The following is a 19,591-nucleotide window of genomic DNA, read 5'->3' on the forward strand; positions in this document are numbered from 1 at the left end:
GGGTGTGAACGGGTGAGTGCTGAACGGGCGTGACCGGGCAGGCGGTGGTCGACGTCCTCAAGAGGCCCTCCGGTGCACGGCGGCCGGTCCGATGACCCCGGTGCCGAACTTCTCGCGGACCCGGTCGACGGCGGCCTCCGCGACCAGGCGGGCCTCGCGGGCGGTGTCCAGGCTGAGCTGCCGGGCCACCTGCCCGGCGTCGACCAGGTCCTCGCCCTTCAGCGCCAGCCCGGTCAGGCGGCCGCGCTGGAGTCCGGCGGCGTCCATCAACTGGTAGGCCAGGCGCCGTAGATCCTCGTCGTGCCCGGAGGGCTCGGTCAGCCGCCGGGTCTTCTCCCAGGAAGCGCCCCCGGCGAAGGTGAGGGTCAGGGTGAGCGCGCGGGCGGCCTGCCGCCGGCCCCGCAGCCGGGCGCCGAGCCGGACCACCAGCTCCAGCAGCCCGGCGCGTACGGCGGCCCCGTCGAGGGTGTGCCGGTCGAAGGACCGGCCCACGGTCGCGGTCGCGGGCAGCGCGCGGGGCACCACGGGTCGCGGGTCGAGCCCGCGGGCCCGGTCGGAGGCCAGCCGCCCGGCCCTGCCGCCGAGCAGGCGCTGCACGGTCTGGGCCGGGACCGAGGCCAGCATGCCGACGTGACGGATGCCGTAGTCGTGCAGGGCGGCCGCCTGACGGGGCCCGATGCCGTGCAGGTCCTCGACCGGAAGCGGGGCGAGCCACCGCTCTGCCTGCCCGGGCGCCACGGCGATCACGCCGCCCGGGGCGGGCACCTGGCCGGAGGCGGTGGCGGCGACGGTGATCGTCGGGCCGATCCCGACCCGTACGTCCACGCCGAGCCGGGAGATGGTCCGCACCCGCAGCACCTCTCCCAGCCGGCGCGCCTCGCTGCCGTGATAGCGCAGGGCGCCCCTCAGCTCCGCCAGCGCCGCGGTGGGCGGCAGCGCCTGCACCACCGCGGACAGCTCCGCGAGCTGCTCGAGCACCTGCCGGTAGGCCTCCTCAGGCACCCGGTCCGGGCAGCGCACATGCATCACCACACCCGGGCCGCCCGGCCCGCGCCCGATCGTCTGCGTCCGCATCACCTGCACCTCCTCCCCCACCACGTTATCGAACAAATAATCGAACACGCGAGTGTGAAGCGGTACGGCCGCCTTCGATCGTGGATCGTTAGGATCGCCGCCATGCCCCTGCGACCGGTGCACGTGAACATCAAGGCCCTCGACTGCCCGGCGCTCGGCCGGTTCTGGGCGGAGGCGCTCGGCTGGAGCGCCTACCAGCCCGGCGTGACCACCTACGTCGGCCCGCCGGGCGGCCCGGTCTGGCCGGACCCGGTCGCCCTGGGCATCGACTTCGTCCCCGTCCCGGAACCGAAGACGACGACGAAGAACCGGGTGCACCTGGATCTCGCGACCACCTCCGCGGCCCATCGGACGGAGCTGGTCGCACGCCTGGCGGCGCGCGGCGCCACGCCCGCCGACGTGGGCCAGGGCGACGTACCTTGGACGGTCCTCGCCGACCCGGAGGGCAACGAGTTCTGCGTGCTGGAGCCGCGGGAGAGGTACCTGGACACCGGACCGATCGCCGCGGTGGTGGTCGACAGCGTGGACCCGCACCGGATGGCCGCGTTCTGGGGCGCGGCGCTGGACTGGACCCTCCACGAAGTCACCGAGGACCAGGCGGTGTTGCGTTCCGCCCGGGGTGTCGGCCCGTATCTCGAGTTCCTCCGGCGGCCCGGCGGGAAGACCGTGCCGGACCGCGTCCATCTGGACCTGCTGCCGTACGCCGGTGACGACGGGGCCGCGGAGGTGGCCCGGCTGCGTGAACTCGGCGCCGCCGACCTCGACCTCGGCCAGGGCGACGTCCCGTGGACCTGCCTCACGGACCCGGAGGGCCACGAGTTCTGCGTGCTGCCCCTGCTCTGACACTGCTCAGCCCCTGATGCCGTCCCGGGTCTCGGGCCGGCGTCAGGGGCTGAACGGGTCAACGGCTCAACAGGTCAGCGGGTGACCATGATGGCGTCCAGGTGCACGGTGGATCGGCCCGGCGTGCTGCCGGACAGCACCTTCAACTGCACCTTGTGGGAGGCGATCTTCGTACCGAGCGTGTACGTGAACACCACCTTCCGGTAGCCCGTCGTCGAGGCGTAGGTGTTCACCGTGCCCACGGTGACCCCGTCGACGACCACCGCGAAACGACCGCCGTTCGACCTGCGGGTCGCCACGATCCTCAGCTTCGTGCCGGCGGCGGTGAAGGACACCGTGGCGCCCTTCGCGGCGGACACGCGCTCGGTCTTGGCCCAGGCCGACGCCACGGACGCCGACGTCCAGGTCCCCTTGTACGCGAGCACGGAGGACCGGTCGTCGTACGGCACGCCGGTCGCCGCCACCGCGCTCCACGCCCCGGTCTGACCGGCGTCGTCGTGGGCGCGCGCGTAGAAGCGGTAGGTCAGACCGGCCTTCGGCGCGACCGGGCTGCCGGAGGCGCCGAACACCGCCGACTTGGCCGTGGTGCGGGTGCGCCAGGTCTGGAGCGGACCGAGCGTCCAGGTGCCCTTGCTGTCGCGGGTGGCGACCCGCCAGCCGATGTCGTACGACGTCACGCCCGTCGTCTTCGCCGCCCAGCTGACGGGGATCGTCGCGCTGGACGAGCCGTCACTGGCCAGGGTCGGTGCGGTGACGGACGCGACGGGGGCGGTCCGGCGCAGGACGACCGTGCCGCCGAGACCGGCGGCGGGCTCGCCCGTCACCGTGTCCGTGACCGCGAGCGTCCAGGTGTAGCCGCCCTCGGCGGCCGACGCGCCCGCGGTGTTCTTGCCGTTCCAGACGGGGGCGACCTTGCCGCCCGCGGCGGTCCCGGTCAGCGTGCGCACCGTGGTGCTGCCGGACTTGACGGTCAGTGTCCAGTTCACCGGCCGGTCGTACGTCCAGGTCGGCGCCCAGGTGTCGGAGGAACCGTCGCCGTTGGGGCTGAAACCGGCCGGGACCGACGCGGCGGCGGAGGTCCGGGAGGGGGTGCCCGCCCAGACGGCGTGGGTGACGCCGTCGTCGTCCGTCCAGGCGGCCCACGGCGCCTCACGGTCGACGGCCCAGCGCTCGGCGGCGGCGCTGTTCGCCTTCGAGGGCAGGGTGAACAGCGGGCGCGCGGTGGCCCCGGCCACGTCGAGGACCCGTGCGTTCAGGGTGACGTCCGCGCCTGTGCCCTTGGTGAAGGTGTAGAGGACGCCCGTGCCGAGGACGGGGGTCCGCACGGAGGCGTCCACCGTCGTACGGCTGGTGGTGCTGCCCGTCCTGATCAGCAGCCCCTGCTGGGAGGTGGCCCCGCACGTGGTCACGAGCACCCACGAACCCCGCACTTGAAGGCTTCCGGGCAGGCAGTCCACGGTGGTGACGGTCGTCGTCGTGTCGGTCGCGAGATCGGTGCGGCGGATGGACCAGAGGGAGGTGCCGTCCTTCACGGAGGTGTAGAGGGCGCCGCCGTCCAGGGCCGAGCCCGCCGGGACGCGCGAGGACGCGCCGGTGGCCACGGTGTAGAGCAGCAGGGTGCCGTTGTTCACGGTCGTCTTGTCCGAGAGCAGGAAGTGCTCGCCGTCGAAGTCCATGACGTGGTCGGCCGAGGTGTCGCCCAGCGCCAGGGGCACGCCGGTCAAGGTCCCGTTGTCGTAGACCTGGTAGGCGTCGCCCTGCTCGACCAGCACGCGGTCGCCCGCGGCGGCGAGCGTCTGGTGCACGGTGCCGGTGCCGTAGGCCAGGACCCGGGACGGCGTGGTCGCGGCGGCTCCCGAGGGGCCGGCGGTGAGCCGGGAGGAGAGCAGGACGCCGGTGGCGCGGGAGGAGTCGTCGGCGGTGTAGAGGGTGCCGCCGGACAGGGCCAGGGCGTCCAGGCGCGCCTGGCCGGCGGGGATCGTCGTCGCGTCGCCGTCGGCGCGGGAGACCCGGCCGTCGACGAGGGTCTGGACGGCCGCGTCCTTGTCCGGCCGGTACAGCGAGGCGCGCATCCGGCCGTCGTCGCCCACGGATATGTCGCGGAACGTGCCGCCGAGGTCGTCCGCGGAGGCGGTGGAGCCGTCCCGGGACATGGCGTACAGCTCGTTGCCGTCGGCGCTCCACACGTACCAGGCCAGGGTGTCGTCGCTGATCCAACGGGCCTTGTCGGTGGGGAGGGCGACGGTCGCCGGGTCCTGTCCGGGCGCGGACCGCCGCCACTCGGTCAGGGTCGCGCCGTCGATGACGCCGACGTGGGTGGGGGTGAACTCCAGTCCCTGCGGCAGCGCTTCGGAGTCGGGCTCGGCGACGGTGACCGTGGCGCCGGTGGCGAAGTCGACGTAGACGATCCGGTAGTCCCAGGAGGGCGCGGTCCGTCGCCGGACCAGCGCGCCGTCGGCGTCGGAGGCGAGCACCTCGTCCTGCTCGTCGTCGGACAGCAGGGTGCGGTCGCCGTCGGAGGTGCGCAGCACGAGGCGCACGCGGTACTGCGACTGGTCGTCGTAGTAGGCCTGTTGGACGAGGATGCCGTCGCCGGCCTGGGCCCGGTAGCGCTCGTCGGGCGCGTCGCCGGAGGCGTCGTAGGCGACCGCGAGCGTCTCCTGGGTGCCGGTGTCGAGGTGGCGGAGGGTGACGTGGTCGGCCAGGGCGCCGTTGGGGTTGGCCGAGGTGGCGGTCGCGACCACCGAACCCTGCACGGACACCGCGTCGACGCCGACGCCCTCGTCGGTGTCGGCCAGTGCTCCGAGGTCCTGCGCGGCGCCGCCCGCCACGGAGAGCCAGCCGTGCGGGAGCCGGTCGGCGGAGGTCGTCTGCCGCCAGACGACCGTCTGTCCCGATCCCGAGACCTGGTCGGCCGCCGGTACGGAGGTGGTGCGGGCCGGCAGGGAGGCCGTCACGCCGGTGTCGGCGGCCGCGGCGGCGGCGGGGAGCAGCGCGATCGAGCCGGTGAGCATCAGCGTGCCGGCCACGGCCGCGGACAGGACGAGGTGACGCGAGTGTGTGGGCATGCGACCGCTTTCTCCCGGACATGTGGCCGGGATCATCGCATACGGACCTGGGGCACATCCGCGCAGGTCGGGGCGGGCGGCAGCGCCGCGCCGCGAGCGCCGACGCGGATGACTCGCGTGGCGCTCGCGGCGTCCCGAACTCCCCTTTCCTCAGTGCCAGTTGCTGATGCGTACGTCGTGCGGGTGGGGTGCGCCGGCGCCGGTCTCCACCAGCGACTTCAGGCTCATCAGGAACAGGGCCCACTTGGTGGTGCAGTGGTTCATGAACTCGACCGGCTCGCGCCAGCCCTCGTGGGCGAAGAGGACGATGGTCCACTCGCCGTCCCGGGTCAGGTCGAAGGTCACCGTCGTCCCGATCCACTCCTGCGGGCCGTCGACGACCTCCCACCGCACGCGGGTGTCCGGCCGCAGGTCGAGGACCTTCATGTCGAAGCCGCCGACGTCACTGAAGCGGAACTTCAGTACGTCGTCGGCGCTGCCCGTGGTGTCGGTCGTCCACCACGCGGCCAGGCCGTCGACCGTGGTGAGCGCCTCGTAGACCTTGTCCGGTGTCGCGGTGATGCCGACCCGGTGCAGGATGTCCACCATCTCGATCCCTCACTTCTTCGCGTTCTTGGCTCGTTGGATCGCCTCGGCGAGGCTCTTGATGCGCTCCAGACGGGCGTCCCACAGCGCGCCGACAGCCCGCAACTGGGCGACGGCTCGGGCGAGTTGGGCTTCGTCCACGTGGTAGCGCTTCTCGCGTCCGGCGGGCGCGGACCGGACGAGTCCGGCCCGGTCGAGCACGGCCAGGTGCTTGGTCACCGCCTGCCTGGTCACCGGCAGGTGCGCGCTCAGGGTCGTCGCGGTCCCCTGCCCCTCGGCCAGCAGCAGGTCGATCATGCGGCGCCGCGTCGGGTCACCTATCGCGGACCACAGGTCGTCGTCGACGGCGGCGCTCATCGCGTGGCCGCCAGCCGGTCCGCGCACGCGGCCAGGCGTGCCAGGTAGAAGTCCCAGCCCTGCCGGTGGTCGTTGTAGTACGCCTCCAGCAGGGCGGCCTCCCAGCCGCGCTCGCGGTAGCCCGTCTCACGGAAGCGGACCGTGGTCCCCTCCCCCGACGGGACGAGCTCGAAGGTCACGAGCAACGAGTTGCCGGGTCCGGCCGGCGTTCCGGCGCCGCCGGTCCGCGACTCGTCGTACGTCCAGCGGAACGAGAACGTCCGCGGCGGGTCGGCCTCGACGACCGTGAACGGCTCGGACTTGCTCTCGCCGCCGCCCTCGTCCGTCCAGGTCAGCCGGCCGGTCGCACCGGCGGTGGGCTCGACGTCGTTCTCCGCGCTCCACCAGTCCCGGATGTACTCGGGCTTGCTGAGCACCTCGAACACCACCTCGGGCGAGGCGTCGACATGCAGCTCGCGCTCGATGCTGCCGTACTCCGCGCTCCCGTGCTCCGACTCCATGGCCGGCACCCGCCTTTCGCAACCATCGGTTGCATGTAACGGTAGCCGACCCGCGAGCCATACGCAACCAAAAGTTGCGCGTCTACGGCGGTACGGCCCCGGCGGCCACGAGGACGCCGGGGCCCCGCCTCACCAGGGCACCACCCCGGCGTCGTCGAAGAAGGAGCCGGTGGGCCCGTCGTCGGGCAGCGTGGCGAGGCGGAGCGCGATCGCCGCGCCCTGCTCGGGGGTGCGCAGGCCGCGGTGGCCGTTGAGGTCGGTGGCGCAGTACCCGGGGCAGCCCGCGTTGATCAGGATCTTCGTGTCGCTCAGTTCCCTGGCGTACTGGAGGGTGACGGCGTTCAGGAACGACTTCGAGGGCGCGTACGCCACGGCGATCGGCCCGACCCCGGCGCCGGGTGCGCTCTGCAGCGCGAGCGACCCGACGCTGCTCGACATGTTCACGATCCGCGGCGACGGCGAGCGGCGCAGCAGCGGCAGCAGCGCGTTGGTCGTGCGGATGACGCCGATGACGTTCGTCTCGACGACCGCCCTGATCGTCGCGGGGTCCACCAGGGTGGGCTCCTGCGGCGCGCCGCCGGTGATGCCGGCGTTGTTGACGAGCACGTCGAGCCGACCGGCGCGCGCCTCGATCAGCTCGGCCGCGGCGGTGACGCTCGCGTCGTCGGTGACGTCGAGCGGCACGCCGAACGCGTCCGCGCCCGCCGCGCGCAGCTTCTCCACGGCGGCCTCGCGGCGCCGGTCGTCGCGGGCGCCGACGCCGACGCTCCAGCCGAGGGCGCCGAGCCCGGCCGCGATCTCGTATCCGATGCCCTTGTTCGCGCCGGTCACCAGCGCGATGGTCTGTTCGGTCATGTCTCCGATCCTGCGCGGGCGGTGGCGGCACGGGCCAGGACCGATCGGGTGGGCGGCCATACCGTGCGGGTATCGACCCTGGTCGGCCGGGCCGAGGAGTAGCGTGGAGAGGTGGAGACACGGGAACTGCGCTACTTCGTCGCCGTCGCGGAGGAGTTGCACTTCGGGCGGGCCGCCGAGCGGCTGCGGATCGCGCAGCCGCCGCTGTCGCGGGCGATCCAGCAGCTCGAACGGCGGCTCGGGGCACGGTTGCTGGAGCGGGACAGCCGGGGCGTGCGGCTCACGGAGGCCGGCCGGGTGCTGCTGCGCGAGGGGCGGGCCGCGCTGGCGGGGATCGAGGCCGCGGAGCGCCGTACCCGCCGGGCCGCGGCCGCCCGTCCCGGGCTCGTCCTCGCCACGAAGGCGGGCGCTTCCAGCGAGCTGCTGGCGAAGCTGCTCGCCGCGTACGCCGCCGAGCCGGACGCGGTCCCCGTCGACGTGCTGCTGTGCGGGCCCGGCGAGCAGGAGCGGGTGCTGCGGGACGGGCGGGCGGACGTGGCGCTGCTGCACCGGCCGTTCGACTCGACGGCGGGGCTGGACACCGAGGTGCTGGCCGAGGAGCGGCAGGTCGTCGTCCTGCCCGCCGGGCACCCGCTGAGCGGCCGCCGGGACGTCACCACGGCCGAGATCGCCGCGCTGCCGGACCTGCCACTGCCGCGCTGGCCCGACCTCGACGGCGGCTATCCGGACGGCCCCGGGCCGCAGGTCCGCGACAGCGTCCAGCTCATGCAGCTGATCGCCCTCGGGCGGGCCTGCGCGATCGTGCCGGAGTCCGCCCGCACTCATCTCCACGAGCAGCACGCGACGGTCACGGTGTCCGACGCCCCGACCGTCACGACGGTCATCGCCTGGCCCCCACAGAGCCGCTCCCCGGCCCTCGCACACCTCGTGCGGACCGCGCTGGGCGTGTGAGGAACCCGAACCGGAATCAGGAATGTCCGAATGGCTTACATGGAACGGTGACTTTTCGTACTGTGTCCCTCACCTGATGCACAGTCATGCACGACGGGGGCGATCGAGATGGATCCGGTATCGGTGGGGCTTCTGGCAGCGCTCGCGGGCGGCGCCGGGGGCGAGATGGGCCGGCAGGTCTGGGCGAAATTGAGCACGCTGGTACGGCTCCCGTTCCGCCGCGCCAAGGACAACTCCCACGCCCGCTCGATCAGTTCGGGGGAGATCGAACTCGCGGCACTGACCCAGGCACCCGCCGACCCGGCCCGCGCACAGGCCCTCAGCACCGCCCTCGCGGTCCGCGCGGCCCTCGACCCCGACTTCCACACGGGCCTCCAGCAGTGGCACGAACAGGCGAAACTGGTCCGCACCGGCGACGGCGAGGTCCACAACACCATCAGCGGCGGCACCCAGCACGGCCCGGTCCTCCAGGGCCGCGACTTCTCGGGCCTCTCCTTCACGACTCCGCCGCCGCCGACGCGTCCGGACGGCGACGGGCGGTAGCCCGCACATATTCGGTTCCCGTACGCCACCCCCGTGAGGGACCCTGTCCGCAGGCGGGCCGGGCAGGGGCGGTGGTGGTGGGCGGGGAATCCGGGTGGGGTGGGGCGGTCGAGGTCGGGTGTGACGAGTCCGGGTCCGACGGCGAGAACCTGCTGGGCGGCAACACCGACGTCTTCGCCCACGCCAGTGTCCGGCTGACCACCGAGGACGCCGCCGCGTGTGTCCAGGAGGCACGGGACCGGATCCGGTCGCCCGCCGAGGAGTACAAGGCGAACCATCTGCTGCGGGAGAAGCACCGGGCGGTGCTGGAGTGGCTGCTCTCCCCCGCCGGGCCGCTGCACGGACGGGCCCATGTGCATCTGACGGACAAGGCGTTCCTCGTCGTGGAGCGGACGGTGGGGCTGCTGCTCGGGGACGACCCGAGCGCAGCTGCACATCCGGCCCCGGCCGCGGCGCCGATTCCCGGCGCCGCGCTCGTCCTGTTCCGGGACGGGCCCCGCGCGCTCGGTCCGCAGCGGTGGCGGGGGTTCCTGGAGGCGGCCAATCGGCTGCTGCGGGTGCGGGTCAACGGGGTGCCCGCGCCGGCGGGTGAGGCCGCCGACCGCACGGATGCGTTCTTCCGGCTGGTCGGCGAGGCGCGGGCGCTCGCGCGGGCCGGGACGGGTCTGGCGGAGGTGTTGACGCGGATCGGGAGCGCGCGGGAGCGGTGGGAGGCGACCCGGGTGCGGCTGCTGGCGGCACCGGTGCCGATGCCCGTGCTCAATCCGCTGTTCCCCGCGATCCTGCGCACCGCCGCCCACTGGGGCGCGGGCGGCCGGGCGGTGTCGCTGGTGCACGACCGGCAGAACATGCTGACCCCCGACCGGATCGCCTGGATCGAGGAGTCGGCCCGGCGCGAGGGCATCGCGCTGGCCGGGTTCCGGCTCGTGCACTCGCGGCTGGACGCGCGCGTGCAGGTCGCCGACTTCCTCGCCGGGATCGCCCGCAGCATCGCCTCCGACGCGCTGGCCGGGCGCGGGGACCCGGCCCGCACCACGCTGCTGCGCCCCTACGTCGGCGGGAGCTCCCTGTGGGCCGACGCGCCGAGCTGGTCCCGGCTCGGCCCGCCGACCGACCTGACCGGACACGTGGCGTAGGTCAACTCAAGCCTTTACATTGCCTGTTGACCCCCCAGCCACACGTTCCTCAGGCACTCCCAGGAGCTGATCCCGTGTCGTCCGAGAACTCCCCGGCCATGGACGGCGTCGGCTTCTCGCCGCGCCCCCTCATCGACACCACGAGAGCTCACTCGGCGCGGGTGTGGAACTACTGGCTGGGCGGCGGGGACTACTACGAGGTCGACCGGCGCGCCGGTGAGCGGATCCACGAACTGCACCCCGGCATCGCCGCCTACGCCCGCGCCGACCGGCAGTTCCTGGGCCGCGCCGTGCGCCATCTCGTGACGGACGCGGGGATACGCCAGTTCCTCGACATCGGCACCGGGCTGCCGACCGCCGACAACACCCACGAGGTGGCCCAACGGCTCGCTCCGGACGCGCGGATCGTCTACGTCGACAACGACCCGCTGGTCCTCGCGCACGCCCGCGCCCTGCTCACCAGCACCCCCGAGGGCGCGACCGACCACATCGACGCGGATCTGCGGGACACCACCACGATCCTCGAACGGGCCGCCGCCACACTGGACTTCACCCGGCCCGTCGCCCTGCTGCTGCTCAGCGTCGTCGTCTTCCTGCGAGCGGAGGAGGACGCGCACGGGATCGTACGGCAGTTGCTGGACGCGCTACCCGCCGGCAGCCATCTCGTGCTGACGCACACCATCACCGATCCGGAACTGCCCGAGGTCGACGCGGCCGTACAGTACTGGAACGCGCACGGCACCCCGTGGCTCACCCAGCGCACGCCCGCGGAGGTGGCCCGGTTCTTCGACGGGCTCGAACTCCTGGAACCGGGCGTCGTGTCGTGCCCGCGCTGGCGCCCGGACCCCACGGACGACACCGAGCCGTCGCGGCAGGTCGCCCTCCACGGCGGGGTGGGACGCAAGCCCTGCGGACCGGCGCGGCACAGCCCCGGCACAGGCACGCGAAGATCGCCGTCCGTCTGAACATCCCCCGGCCGGGCTCCGTATGAGAAGCAGGGCACTCGATGACCGGAGCGCCCCGCGGTGTTGAGACCGAGTGTTCGGGGTTGGGGAGCCACCTATGAGGCACGCACGACGACGGGTCGTCCGGCGAGTGACACGGCTGGCGGCCGTCGGCGGGATCCTCCTCGGCGGAGCGATGGCCGCCCAGGCGGCCATGGCCGACGAGGCTCCGCGCACCGGCGCGACCGTGCTGCGCGGGTCGACCGGTTCCGCGGAGGACCCGGGTGCGAGCCTGGTGGCGAAGCTCGGAACGGCCCGGACGGCGGGCAACTGGATCGGCGCCGACGGCAAGACGGTCGTCGCGGTCACCGACTCGGCCGCCGCGGCCACCGTGCGCGCGGCCGGCGCCGAGCCGAAGATGGTCAGCCACAGCATGAACGAGCTCAAGTCGGCCGCCGCGACGCTGCGTTCGGCGCCGCGCGTGGCGGGCACCGCCTGGATCATGGACTACCGGACCAACCGTGTGGTGGTCGAGGCCGACAGCACGGTCTCCGCCTCCGACTGGTCGGACATGAAGCAGGTCGCCACCAGCATCGGCTCGTTCGTCGAGATGCAGCGCGCCAAGGGCACCTTCACCACCCGGCTCAACGGCGCCCAGCCGATCCTGTCCACCAACGGCCGCTGCTCGGCGGGGTTCAACGTCACCGACGGGACCACCGACTTCATCCTGACGGCCGGGCACTGCGGGCCGAAGGGGTCCATCTGGTTCGCCGACAGCAAGGGCGACCAGCAGCTCGGCACCACGGTCGAGGACACCTTCCCGGGCAGTGACTTCTCGCTCGTGCAGTACGCGTCGGGCAAGGCCGGCGACGGCGCCGACGTCGTCGCCATCGGCGGCGGCAGCGGTATCCGGATCACGGGACTCGGCGACGCCACCGTCGGGGAGAAGGTGTTCCGCAGCGGCAGCACCAGCGGGCTGCACGACGGCGAGGTCACCGGGCTCAACGCCACCGTGAACTACCCCGAGGGCACGGTGACCGGGCTCATCCAGACCAACGTGTGCGCGGAGCCCGGGGACAGCGGCGGGCCGCTGTTCTCCGACGGGATCGCGCTCGGGGTGACGTCCGGCGGCAGCGGCGACTGCACCGCGGGCGGTACGACGTTCTTCCAGCCGGTGACCCAGGCGGTGCAGACGCTGGGCGTGAAGCTTCTCGTGTCGACGCAGGGCGCGAACGCGCAGTCGGCGGCGCCGTCCGCGACGCCGTCCAGTTCGGCCACCCGCAGCGCGATCGCGCCGAGCGCCGCGAACCCGGGCTCCTCGGCCCCGGTGACGAGCACGGACTCGGGCGAGTCGCTGCTGTCCCGGCTCACCGACACCAACACGGTCGCCCCGGGCCTGCTGGTGATCGCGGGCAGCCTCATCGCGCTGGTGGCGACGCGCTGGATCCGCGCGGAAGCGGACCGCAACGCCTACCGCCGCCACTACTCGACGACGTGGGGATGATCCCGGCCGGACAGGGGCGGGCGGGGACCGGAAAGGACCTGCGGGCGGTGGGACCGGGGAGACGGTCTCAGGAACCGGGGAGGCGGTCTCAGGCCGCGTTCGCCTGCTGGGGAGCGGCCTGGGCCCACTCCAGGACGAGCCGCTGGTACTCCTCGCGCTGTGCGACGCTCAGTGTCCCGCCCGACCGGAGCCACAGGGCCCGGATCTCCTCGTTGACCTCGTCCGCCGATCGCTCGGTGGTTGATTCAACACTGGTGGACATGGCGTGAAGCTTACGGCGGTCGGCGTGAAGGCCGTGTGAGTAACTTCGCATAAATCGGACATTTCAGACAGTGTTGCTGATCACGTCCATCTGCCGCGTCGCCGATCACACCCAACTACCCCGCCAGGCAGCCGAGTTCAGGCGTCCGCCGCACCCAGCACCAGCACCTGGATCGCCAGTACGGCGGCCCCGCGCGCCCAGTCGTGGAAGTCGGAGACCTTGGTCTCCAGGTCGACGGGGGCGGCCAGCGGATGGCGGTGGGCCACCAGGGAGTCCGCAACGGTCCCGCCCGCCACATCCATCAGCCCCACCCCCTCGCCGGCCAGCAGGATCTTCTGCGGCATCACGAAGTTGGCGATCTGCGCCACCAGCACGCCCAGGGCGCGCGCGGCCTCGTGGACCACACGGGCGGGCATGGGGTCCCCGGCCGCGGCCAGGGCGAGAATCTCCTCGTACGACCGCTCGACGCCGCCCGCCGCCTGGACCTGGTAGCGGATGCTGGGGATGGTCAGCAGCGAGGCGGCGCTGCCGCGTCGGCCGTCGGGGGTGAGCGGGCCGTTCGGGTCGAGGATCCAGTGCTGTCCGAAGCCGCGGTCCTCGTGGGTGCCCGGCACCCGCTTGCCGCCCAGGACCAGGCCGTAGCCGATGCCCGCGCCGATCGTGAGCACCACGAACCGGTCCAGGCCGCGGCCTGCCCCGAACCACGTCTCGGCCTCGACGAAGGCGGCCACGTCGTTCTCGACCACCACCGGCAACCCCGTGCGCGCCTCCACCAGGGCCGCGAGCGGCACGCCCCGCCAGCCGAGGAACGGCGACTCCCCGATCACGGAGCGGCCCTCGACCAGACCGCCCACCCCGATGCCGATGCCCGCGAGACCCGGGTGCTCCCCGGCCAGCTCGGCGGTGATCTCCGCGAGCAGCGCGGCGACCTCGGCCGGCTCGTGGGTGGTCAGGGGCCGCTCGCAGCGGGCGGTGATCTCGCTGCGCAGGGTGGTGACCACGCCGTAGACCCGGTCCGCGGTGATCTTGTAGCCGAGGAAGCGGCGCGACTCGGCGACGACGTCGAGCGGCTGGGAGGGGCGGCCCTGGCGGGATTCCGCGAGACCGCCGCCGTCGGGCACCTCGACGAGCAGGCCCGCCTCGGTCAGCGGCTTGGTCAGGCGGGTCAGGCTGCCGGCCGACAGGCCCAGCCGGTGCGCCAGTTCGGTCCGCGACAGCGGGCCGTGCACCAGCACCTCGATCGCCACCGAGCGCTCCCCCGGGCTCAGCGGCAGCCAGCTGCCGACCCGCCCCGCCACGCTGGTCGTCTCCACCCGCACCTCGTCACCTGATTCTTTTCACCACGGAAGCAACAGCGTCACCCTAACGCCACCCCGACCCGATCAGAAGACAATCGGACGGGATCCGAGGCCCTCTTGACGCGACAATATTTCCGGCCCAAAAGTAATGGGCGCGACCTGTCGCACGGCGACGTCCCACACCGCGACGCGTCGCACCCCACGACCAGTGGACCAGCGGACCAGTGAAGGGCACGCATCTCATGACGTTCTCCCTCGGCATCGTCGGCGCAGGCCAGTTCTCGGGCCAGTTCGCCGCCCTCTTCCAGGCCCATCCCGGCGTCGGCGACGTCCACGTCACCGACCTGCTGCCCGAACGCGCCGAGCAACTGGCCGCCGCGCAGGGTCTGGCGGGCACCTTCCCGTCGTACGAGGCGATGCTGGAGTCCCCCGACATCGACGCGGTGGCGATCTTCACCCAGCGCTGGACGCACGGCCCGCTGGTGCTCCAGGGGCTTCAGGCGGGCAAGCACGTCTACTCCGCCGTGCCGATGGCGATCACCACCGAGGAGATCGCCGCGATCATCGACGCCGTCAAGGCCACCGGGCTGACGTACATGATGGGCGAGACCAGCCAGTACAACCCCGCGACCGTGCACGCCCGCAACCAGGTCGCCGAGGGCGCCTTCGGGCGGCTGTTCTACGCCGAGGGCGACTACGTCCACGACATGGACCTGGGGTTCTACGACGCCTACCGCTACAGCGGCGGCGAGAACTGGAAGGCCACCGCGAGCTACCCGCCGCTGCTCTACCCGACGCACTCGGTCGGCGGGGTGCTGGGCGCGTGGCGGACCCACGCGGTGAGCGTCTCGGCGATCGCGGTCGTCGACGAGCGCGGCGACGGCGTCTTCGACAAGTCGGTCAGCCAGTTCGGCAACGACTTCTCCAACGCCACCGCGCTGTTCGAGGTCGCCGGCGGCGGCTCGTTCCGCACCAACGAGTTCCGGCGGGTGGGTTACCCCTCGCACATCCGCGAGTCCCGCTTCAGGTTCTTCGGCACGGAGGCGAGCATGGAGCAACTCGCCACCGTGGCCCTGTGGCAGGACAAGAAGGGCGTCCAGGACATCAGCGAACTGCTCGAACCCAAGCCGTCGTTGTCGCCCGACGACCCCTCGCTGGCGCACATCGCGCCGGAGCTGCGGGCCGCGTTCACCTCCGGCTCGGCACCGGTGCACGACCGCGCGCGGCTGCCGCGGGTGTTCGACACCCTGCACAACGGGCACGAGGGCAGCCACCACTTCCTGGTGGACGACTTCGTCACCGCGGTCGACACCCGCACCCTGCCGTCGGTGAACGCCTGGGTCGCCGCCCGCTACACCCTGCCGGGCATCATCGCCCACGACTCCGCACGGCAGGGCGGCACCCGGCTGGACATCCCGGACTTCGGGGACGCGCCACAGGCGTGACGGGGACGCGGCGGGGGCGGGTCCGGGGCGCGGCGGCGCGCGCACCCCGGACCCGGGGGGACGATGGCGGTGCCGGTCAGGTGCCGGGCTTGCGGCCGTAGACGAAGACGTCGTCGCCGGTCTTCAGCAGGGACCAGTACTTCTTGGCGACCGTGGGGGTCATGTTGACGCAGCCGTGGGAACCGGGCGGGGTCCACATGGTGAGGGCGACGGAGTGGAACGCCTGACCGCCGTCGAAGAACTGGCTGTAGGGCATGGCCACGTTGTAGAGCGTCGAGACGTGGTCGATGTCACGCCAGTAGATCTTCTTCAGGCCGGTACGGGTCTCGTAGCCGTCGCGGCCGGTGCGGACCGGGACGGGGCCGTAGACCAGCTTGCTGCCGTCCTGGATCCAGCTGATCTGGAGCGACAGGTTGACGCAGGCGATCCGGCCCTTGTTCGTCGGGCACTTGCCGTCCTTGTTCGGCTTGTTGCCCACGGCCTTCTGCTTGTTCATGAGGTCCATCACGCCCCAGGTGACCGAACCGGCGTAGCCGATGCTGGGCGTGATGCCGTACTTGGTCTGGAAGCCCTGTATGGCCTTGCAGTCGGCGGTGGACTGCTTGCCGTCGACCGGACGGCCGAGGAACTTCTCCACCTGCTTCTGGTACGGGCCGGCCTGGGTGGTGCAACTCGCGGCCTGCGCCGGTGCGGCGGTCAGGGCCAGCGTGAGCGGGGCCACCAGCCCGGTCACTCCCGCGGCCACGGCGGCTCGTCTTGCTATGTCTCGCATGGCGGTACGTCCCCTTCACGCGTCGTGCGATCTCTGAGTGCCTAGACCCACGCAGGCGGGCCAACGGTTGTGCGTGCGGGCGAACCGCGACGAAACGGTGACTTTACCCTGCATGTCCGTGTGTCTCGGCTGCCCCCTGCGGCCCACCGACACCTCGACGTCGTCAACGTCACACCATCGTGAACGTCACGGCGCCGTGGGCGTCACGCCGTCGCGCCGCCGTGGTGGACCACGGTGTGGAAACCGGTGTTGACCGCCGTGAGGCCGCCGTCCACGACGAGCGAGGTGCCGGTGATCCAGGCCGCGTCGCGGGAGGCGAGGAAGGCGACCGCGGCGGCGATGTCCTCGGGCTCGCCGACCCGGCCGAGCGGATACAGCGGCGCCAGCCCGTCGATCGCGTCCTCGCGGCCCTCCCACGCGGAGGTGCGCACCGTCCCGGGCACCACGAGGTTGACCCGGACCCCGCGCGCCGCGGCGTGCCCGGCCAGGGTGCGGGTCAGCGAGGCGAGGCCCGCCTTGGCCGCGCTGTAGGCGTGATTGCCGAAGTCCTGAAGGCCGTTGACCGAGCCGATGCTCACGATCGCACCGCGTCCGGAGGCGGCCAGGTGCGGCAGGGCGGCGCGGCAGCAACGCCGGGCGCCGGTGAGGGTGATGTCGATGTCCCGGGCCCACGCCGCGTCGCTGTCGTCCTCGAAGCGGGGGGCGTCGGGGGTGCAGCCCGCGGCCGAGTTCACCAGCACGTCGAGGCCGCCGAAGAGGTCGACCGCGTGGGCCACCGCGGCGTCCACGGCCGTCTGGTCGGCGACGTCGCAGAGCGCGGAGGCGGCGTCGAGGCCCTCGTCGCGCAGCGCCGCCGCCGTCTTGTCGACCTCGGGCAGGTCCCGGTCGGTCAGCAGGACGCGCGCTCCCTCCCCGGCGAGCCGCCGGGCCACGGCCGCGCCGATGCCGCGGGCCGCACCGGTGACGAGGACTCCGTACCCTTCGAACCGCTTGGTATCAGCCATGGGCCCGAACCTACTGCCCCGGCGATCAACTGGGCAGATACCGTGCGCCCATGTCCGCGTTCATACAGCAACTTCCCGCGCTCATCGGTGTGGTGATCGGCGCCCTCGGCTCGTATCTGGCGATCGTGCGGGGCGACCGCGCCCGGTTCGACCGTGAGCGGGTGGTGCGTTGGGAGGAGCAGCGGTACACGGTGTACGTCGACTGGGCGCGGGCGCTGAAGCAGACCATCACGCTGAACTACCGGGTGGCCGCGCACCTCGGCAACGACCCGCATCCCCACCCGCTGTCCGCCGAGGACGCGGAACCCCTGATGACGCAGGCGCAGATCGACCGGGATCCGTACGGCGAGGCGCTGATCCTGCTGGGCAGTCCGGCGGTCGTGGACCGGGCCCAGGAGTGGGTGAGCACCGTGATGGCGATGGAGGCGTTCCTGCGCGAGGCCCGGCGCGACCCCGAGGGGTGGCAGGCGCTGCTGGACCGGCAGCGGACGGGGCGGCAGCGCTACTACGCGGCCGTCCGCGAGGATCTGTCGCTGCCGACGGGCCACTCCGGCCGGTGGCCGGCGGCCCCCACCGGGTAGCCCTGCGGGCGGCATGGCTGTCTCTTCACCTGCGGGTCGGTGGGGCCCCTTCGCGCAGTTCCCCGCGCCCCTGAGCGATTGGGGGCGCGGGGAACTGCGCGACCAGCCCCCACCGGACCCGCAGGTGAAAGACAGACGTGCCGCCCGCAGGGACTCAGTGGCCGCGCGCGATCCATGCCCCCAGGTGGGGCGCCTCCGCGCCGATCGTGGTCGCGTCGCCATGTCCGGTCAGGACCTTCGTCTCCGGCGGCAGGGTGAGCAGCCGGTCGCGGACGGAGTCGATGATCGTCGGGAAGCTGGAGTAGGAGCGGCCGGTGGCGCCGGGGCCGCCCTGGAAGAGGGTGTCGCCGGTGAACACGGTGGCGAGGCCGGGGTCGTACAGGCAGACCGCGCCGGGTGCGTGCCCGGGGGTGTGCAGGACGGTCAGGTCGGCGCCGGCCGCCTCGATCACCTGGCCGTCGGCGAGATGCCGGTCGGGTTCACGCTCGGGGTGGGTGAGCTTCCACAGCGGCAGGTCGTCGGGGTGCAGCCAGATGGTGGCGCCGGTGAGGTCGGCGAGGGCGGGGGCCGCGTCGATGTGGTCGCTGTGGGCGTGGGTGCAGATGATCGCCGTCAGGCGGCGGTCGCCCACGGCGCGTGCGATGGCCTCGGCGTCGTGGGCGGCGTCGATGACGATCACCTCGCTGTCGTCGCCGACGATCCACACGTTGTTGTCGACGTCCCAGCTGCCGCCGTCGAGGGTGAACTTCCCGGAGGTGACGAGGCGTTCGATGCGGGCGGTCATCAGAACACCACCACCGAGCGCAGCACGTCGCCCTCGTGCATCCGCTCGAACGCCTTCTCCACCTCGTCGAGCTGGATGGTCTCGGTCACGAACGCCTCCAGGTCCAGGCGGCCCTGGAGGTAGAGGTCGATGAGCATCGGGAAGTCGCGCGAGGGCAGGCAGTCGCCGTACCAGGAGGACTTGAGCGCGCCGCCGCGGCCGAAGACGTCGAGGAGGGGCAGTTCGAGCTTCATCTCGGGGGTGGGGACGCCCACCAGGACGACGGTGCCGGCCAGATCGCGGGCGTAGAAGGCCTGCTGGTAGGTCTCCGGGCGGCCGACCGCCTCGATGACGACGTCGGCGCCGAAGCCGCCGGTCAGCTCGCGGATCTTCTCCACGGCGTCCGTCTCACGGGAGTTGACCGTGTGGGTGGCGCCGAGCGCCTTGGCGGTGGCGAGCTTGCGGTCGTCGATGTCGACGGCGATGATCCGCGCGGCCCCGGCCAGCCGCGATCCCGCGACGGCGGCGCCGCCGACCCCGCCGCAGCCGATCACGGCCACGCTGTCGCCCCGGCCGACGTTGCCGGTGTTGATGGCGGCGCCGATGCCCGCCATGACCCCGCAGCCCAGCAGGCCCGCCACGGCCGGGGATGCCGCCGGGTCGACCTTGGTGCACTGTCCGGCCGCCACCAGCGTCTTCTCGGCGAACGCCCCGATGCCGAGCGCGGGCGACAGCTCGGTGCCGTCGGTGAGGGTCATCTTCTGCTTCGCGTTGTGCGTGTTGAAGCAGTACCAGGGGCGGCCGCGCAGACAGGCCCGGCACTGGCCGCACACGGCACGCCAGTTGAGGATCACGAAGTCGCCGGGCGCGACGTCGGTGACGCCGTCGCCGACCGACTCCACGACGCCGGCCGCCTCGTGGCCGAGCAGGAAGGGGAAGTCGTCGCTGATCCCGCCCTGCTTGTAGTGCAGGTCGGTGTGACAGACCCCGCACGCCTGGACGCGTACGACGGCTTCGCCGGGTCCCGGGTCCGGCACGACGATCGTCTCGATGCGCACGGGCTCGTTCTTCCCCGGTGCGATCACGCCGCGTACTTCCTGCGCCAT

20 protein-coding genes are annotated in these 19,591 nt (G+C 72.7%); 8 read left to right on the top strand and 12 right to left on the bottom strand.

Features of this window, described 5'->3' with window-relative positions; genetic code table 11:
• Positions 1–57: 57 nt before the first annotated feature.
• On the bottom strand, positions 58–1,074 hold the full coding sequence (locus WN71_RS05130) for a DNA polymerase Y family protein (protein ID WP_046587356.1): 1,017 nt from the start codon (positions 1,072–1,074) through the stop codon (positions 58–60).
• 102 nt (positions 1,075–1,176) lie between these two features.
• Here WN71_RS05130 and WN71_RS05135 point away from each other — a divergent pair, with 102 nt between their 5' ends.
• Positions 1,177–1,917 carry a VOC family protein gene (locus tag WN71_RS05135; protein WP_046587355.1) on the top strand — a complete coding sequence of 247 codons (741 nt, stop codon included), beginning with the start codon at positions 1,177–1,179 and terminating at the stop codon, positions 1,915–1,917.
• Between the two features lie 74 nt (positions 1,918–1,991).
• On the opposite strand, the gene WN71_RS05140 is transcribed toward WN71_RS05135, so the two are convergent.
• The 5 genes from WN71_RS05140 to WN71_RS05160 all read right to left on the bottom strand — a co-directional run bounded on the left by WN71_RS05140 (position 1,992) and on the right by WN71_RS05160 (position 7,282).
• The gene (locus tag WN71_RS05140; protein ID WP_046587353.1) at positions 1,992–4,985 is read right to left on the bottom strand and encodes a hypothetical protein; all 2,994 of its coding nucleotides are present in this window, start codon (positions 4,983–4,985) and stop codon (positions 1,992–1,994) included.
• 150 nt (positions 4,986–5,135) lie between these two features.
• Positions 5,136–5,573, bottom strand: coding sequence for an SRPBCC family protein (locus tag WN71_RS05145; RefSeq protein ID WP_046587352.1), 438 nt, complete (start codon positions 5,571–5,573; stop codon positions 5,136–5,138).
• Between the two features lie 9 nt (positions 5,574–5,582).
• Positions 5,583–5,927, bottom strand: a complete 345-nt coding sequence (locus WN71_RS05150; protein WP_046587350.1) for an ArsR/SmtB family transcription factor — start codon at positions 5,925–5,927, stop codon at positions 5,583–5,585.
• Entirely contained in the window at positions 5,924–6,427 is a 504-nt protein-coding gene (locus WN71_RS05155) for an SRPBCC domain-containing protein (RefSeq protein ID WP_046587349.1), read from the bottom strand. Before WN71_RS05155 ends, WN71_RS05150 begins: the two co-directional genes overlap by 4 nt.
• A 129-nt stretch (positions 6,428–6,556) precedes the next feature.
• Complete coding sequence (locus WN71_RS05160) at positions 6,557–7,282, bottom strand: SDR family oxidoreductase (protein ID WP_046587347.1); 726 nt, start codon at positions 7,280–7,282, stop codon at positions 6,557–6,559.
• A gap of 111 nt (positions 7,283–7,393) precedes the next feature.
• On the opposite strand from WN71_RS05160, the gene WN71_RS05165 reads away from it, so the two are divergent.
• From WN71_RS05165 to WN71_RS05185, 5 genes are all read left to right on the top strand, one after another.
• Positions 7,394–8,233 carry a LysR family transcriptional regulator gene (locus tag WN71_RS05165; protein ID WP_046587345.1) on the top strand — a complete coding sequence of 280 codons (840 nt, stop codon included), beginning with the start codon at positions 7,394–7,396 and terminating at the stop codon, positions 8,231–8,233.
• A 108-nt stretch (positions 8,234–8,341) separates the two neighbouring features.
• On the top strand, positions 8,342–8,776 hold the full coding sequence (locus WN71_RS05170; protein ID WP_046587344.1) for a hypothetical protein: 435 nt from the start codon (positions 8,342–8,344) through the stop codon (positions 8,774–8,776).
• A 77-nt stretch (positions 8,777–8,853) separates the two neighbouring features.
• Positions 8,854–9,912 carry a hypothetical protein gene (locus WN71_RS05175; RefSeq protein ID WP_240529563.1) on the top strand — a complete coding sequence of 353 codons (1,059 nt, stop codon included), beginning with the start codon at positions 8,854–8,856 and terminating at the stop codon, positions 9,910–9,912.
• A gap of 98 nt (positions 9,913–10,010) precedes the next feature.
• Positions 10,011–10,877 carry an SAM-dependent methyltransferase gene (locus WN71_RS05180; RefSeq protein WP_046587424.1) on the top strand — a complete coding sequence of 289 codons (867 nt, stop codon included), beginning with the start codon at positions 10,011–10,013 and terminating at the stop codon, positions 10,875–10,877.
• Positions 10,878–10,974: 97 nt separating this feature from the next.
• Entirely contained in the window at positions 10,975–12,360 is a 1,386-nt protein-coding gene (locus WN71_RS05185; RefSeq protein WP_046587340.1) for a S1 family peptidase, read from the top strand.
• Positions 12,361–12,448: 88 nt separating this feature from the next.
• On the opposite strand, the gene WN71_RS05190 is transcribed toward WN71_RS05185, so the two are convergent.
• On the bottom strand, positions 12,449–12,622 hold the full coding sequence (locus tag WN71_RS05190; protein ID WP_240529564.1) for a hypothetical protein: 174 nt from the start codon (positions 12,620–12,622) through the stop codon (positions 12,449–12,451).
• Between the two features lie 137 nt (positions 12,623–12,759).
• A complete protein-coding gene (locus WN71_RS05195) occupies positions 12,760–13,935 on the bottom strand; it encodes an ROK family transcriptional regulator (RefSeq protein WP_240529565.1) in 1,176 nt (391 codons plus the stop codon).
• Between the two features lie 227 nt (positions 13,936–14,162).
• Between WN71_RS05195 and WN71_RS05200 the strand changes: the two genes are divergently transcribed.
• Positions 14,163–15,365, top strand: coding sequence for a Gfo/Idh/MocA family protein (locus tag WN71_RS05200; RefSeq protein WP_046587418.1), 1,203 nt, complete (start codon positions 14,163–14,165; stop codon positions 15,363–15,365).
• A gap of 76 nt (positions 15,366–15,441) precedes the next feature.
• On the opposite strand, the gene WN71_RS05205 is transcribed toward WN71_RS05200, so the two are convergent.
• Together WN71_RS05205 and WN71_RS05210 are read right to left on the bottom strand one after the other, a co-directional pair.
• Positions 15,442–16,137: a L,D-transpeptidase gene (locus WN71_RS05205; protein ID WP_046587336.1), complete on the bottom strand. Its 696-nt coding sequence runs from the start codon at positions 16,135–16,137 to the stop codon at positions 15,442–15,444.
• Between the two features lie 203 nt (positions 16,138–16,340).
• On the bottom strand, positions 16,341–17,141 hold the full coding sequence (locus WN71_RS05210; protein WP_046587334.1) for an SDR family NAD(P)-dependent oxidoreductase: 801 nt from the start codon (positions 17,139–17,141) through the stop codon (positions 16,341–16,343).
• A gap of 50 nt (positions 17,142–17,191) precedes the next feature.
• On the opposite strand from WN71_RS05210, the gene WN71_RS05215 reads away from it, so the two are divergent.
• Entirely contained in the window at positions 17,192–17,722 is a 531-nt protein-coding gene (locus tag WN71_RS05215) for a hypothetical protein (RefSeq protein ID WP_046587332.1), read from the top strand.
• Between the two features lie 154 nt (positions 17,723–17,876).
• Here the strand turns inward: WN71_RS05215 and WN71_RS05220 are convergent, their stop codons facing one another.
• The gene (locus WN71_RS05220) at positions 17,877–18,506 is read right to left on the bottom strand and encodes an MBL fold metallo-hydrolase (RefSeq protein WP_046587330.1); all 630 of its coding nucleotides are present in this window, start codon (positions 18,504–18,506) and stop codon (positions 17,877–17,879) included.
• Positions 18,506–19,591, bottom strand: coding sequence for an S-(hydroxymethyl)mycothiol dehydrogenase (locus WN71_RS05225; RefSeq protein WP_046587327.1), 1,086 nt, complete (start codon positions 19,589–19,591; stop codon positions 18,506–18,508). Before WN71_RS05225 ends, WN71_RS05220 begins: the two co-directional genes overlap by 1 nt.

Source organism: Streptomyces mangrovisoli (assembly GCF_000974985.2).
GTDB lineage: Bacteria > Actinomycetota > Actinomycetes > Streptomycetales > Streptomycetaceae > Streptomyces > Streptomyces mangrovisoli.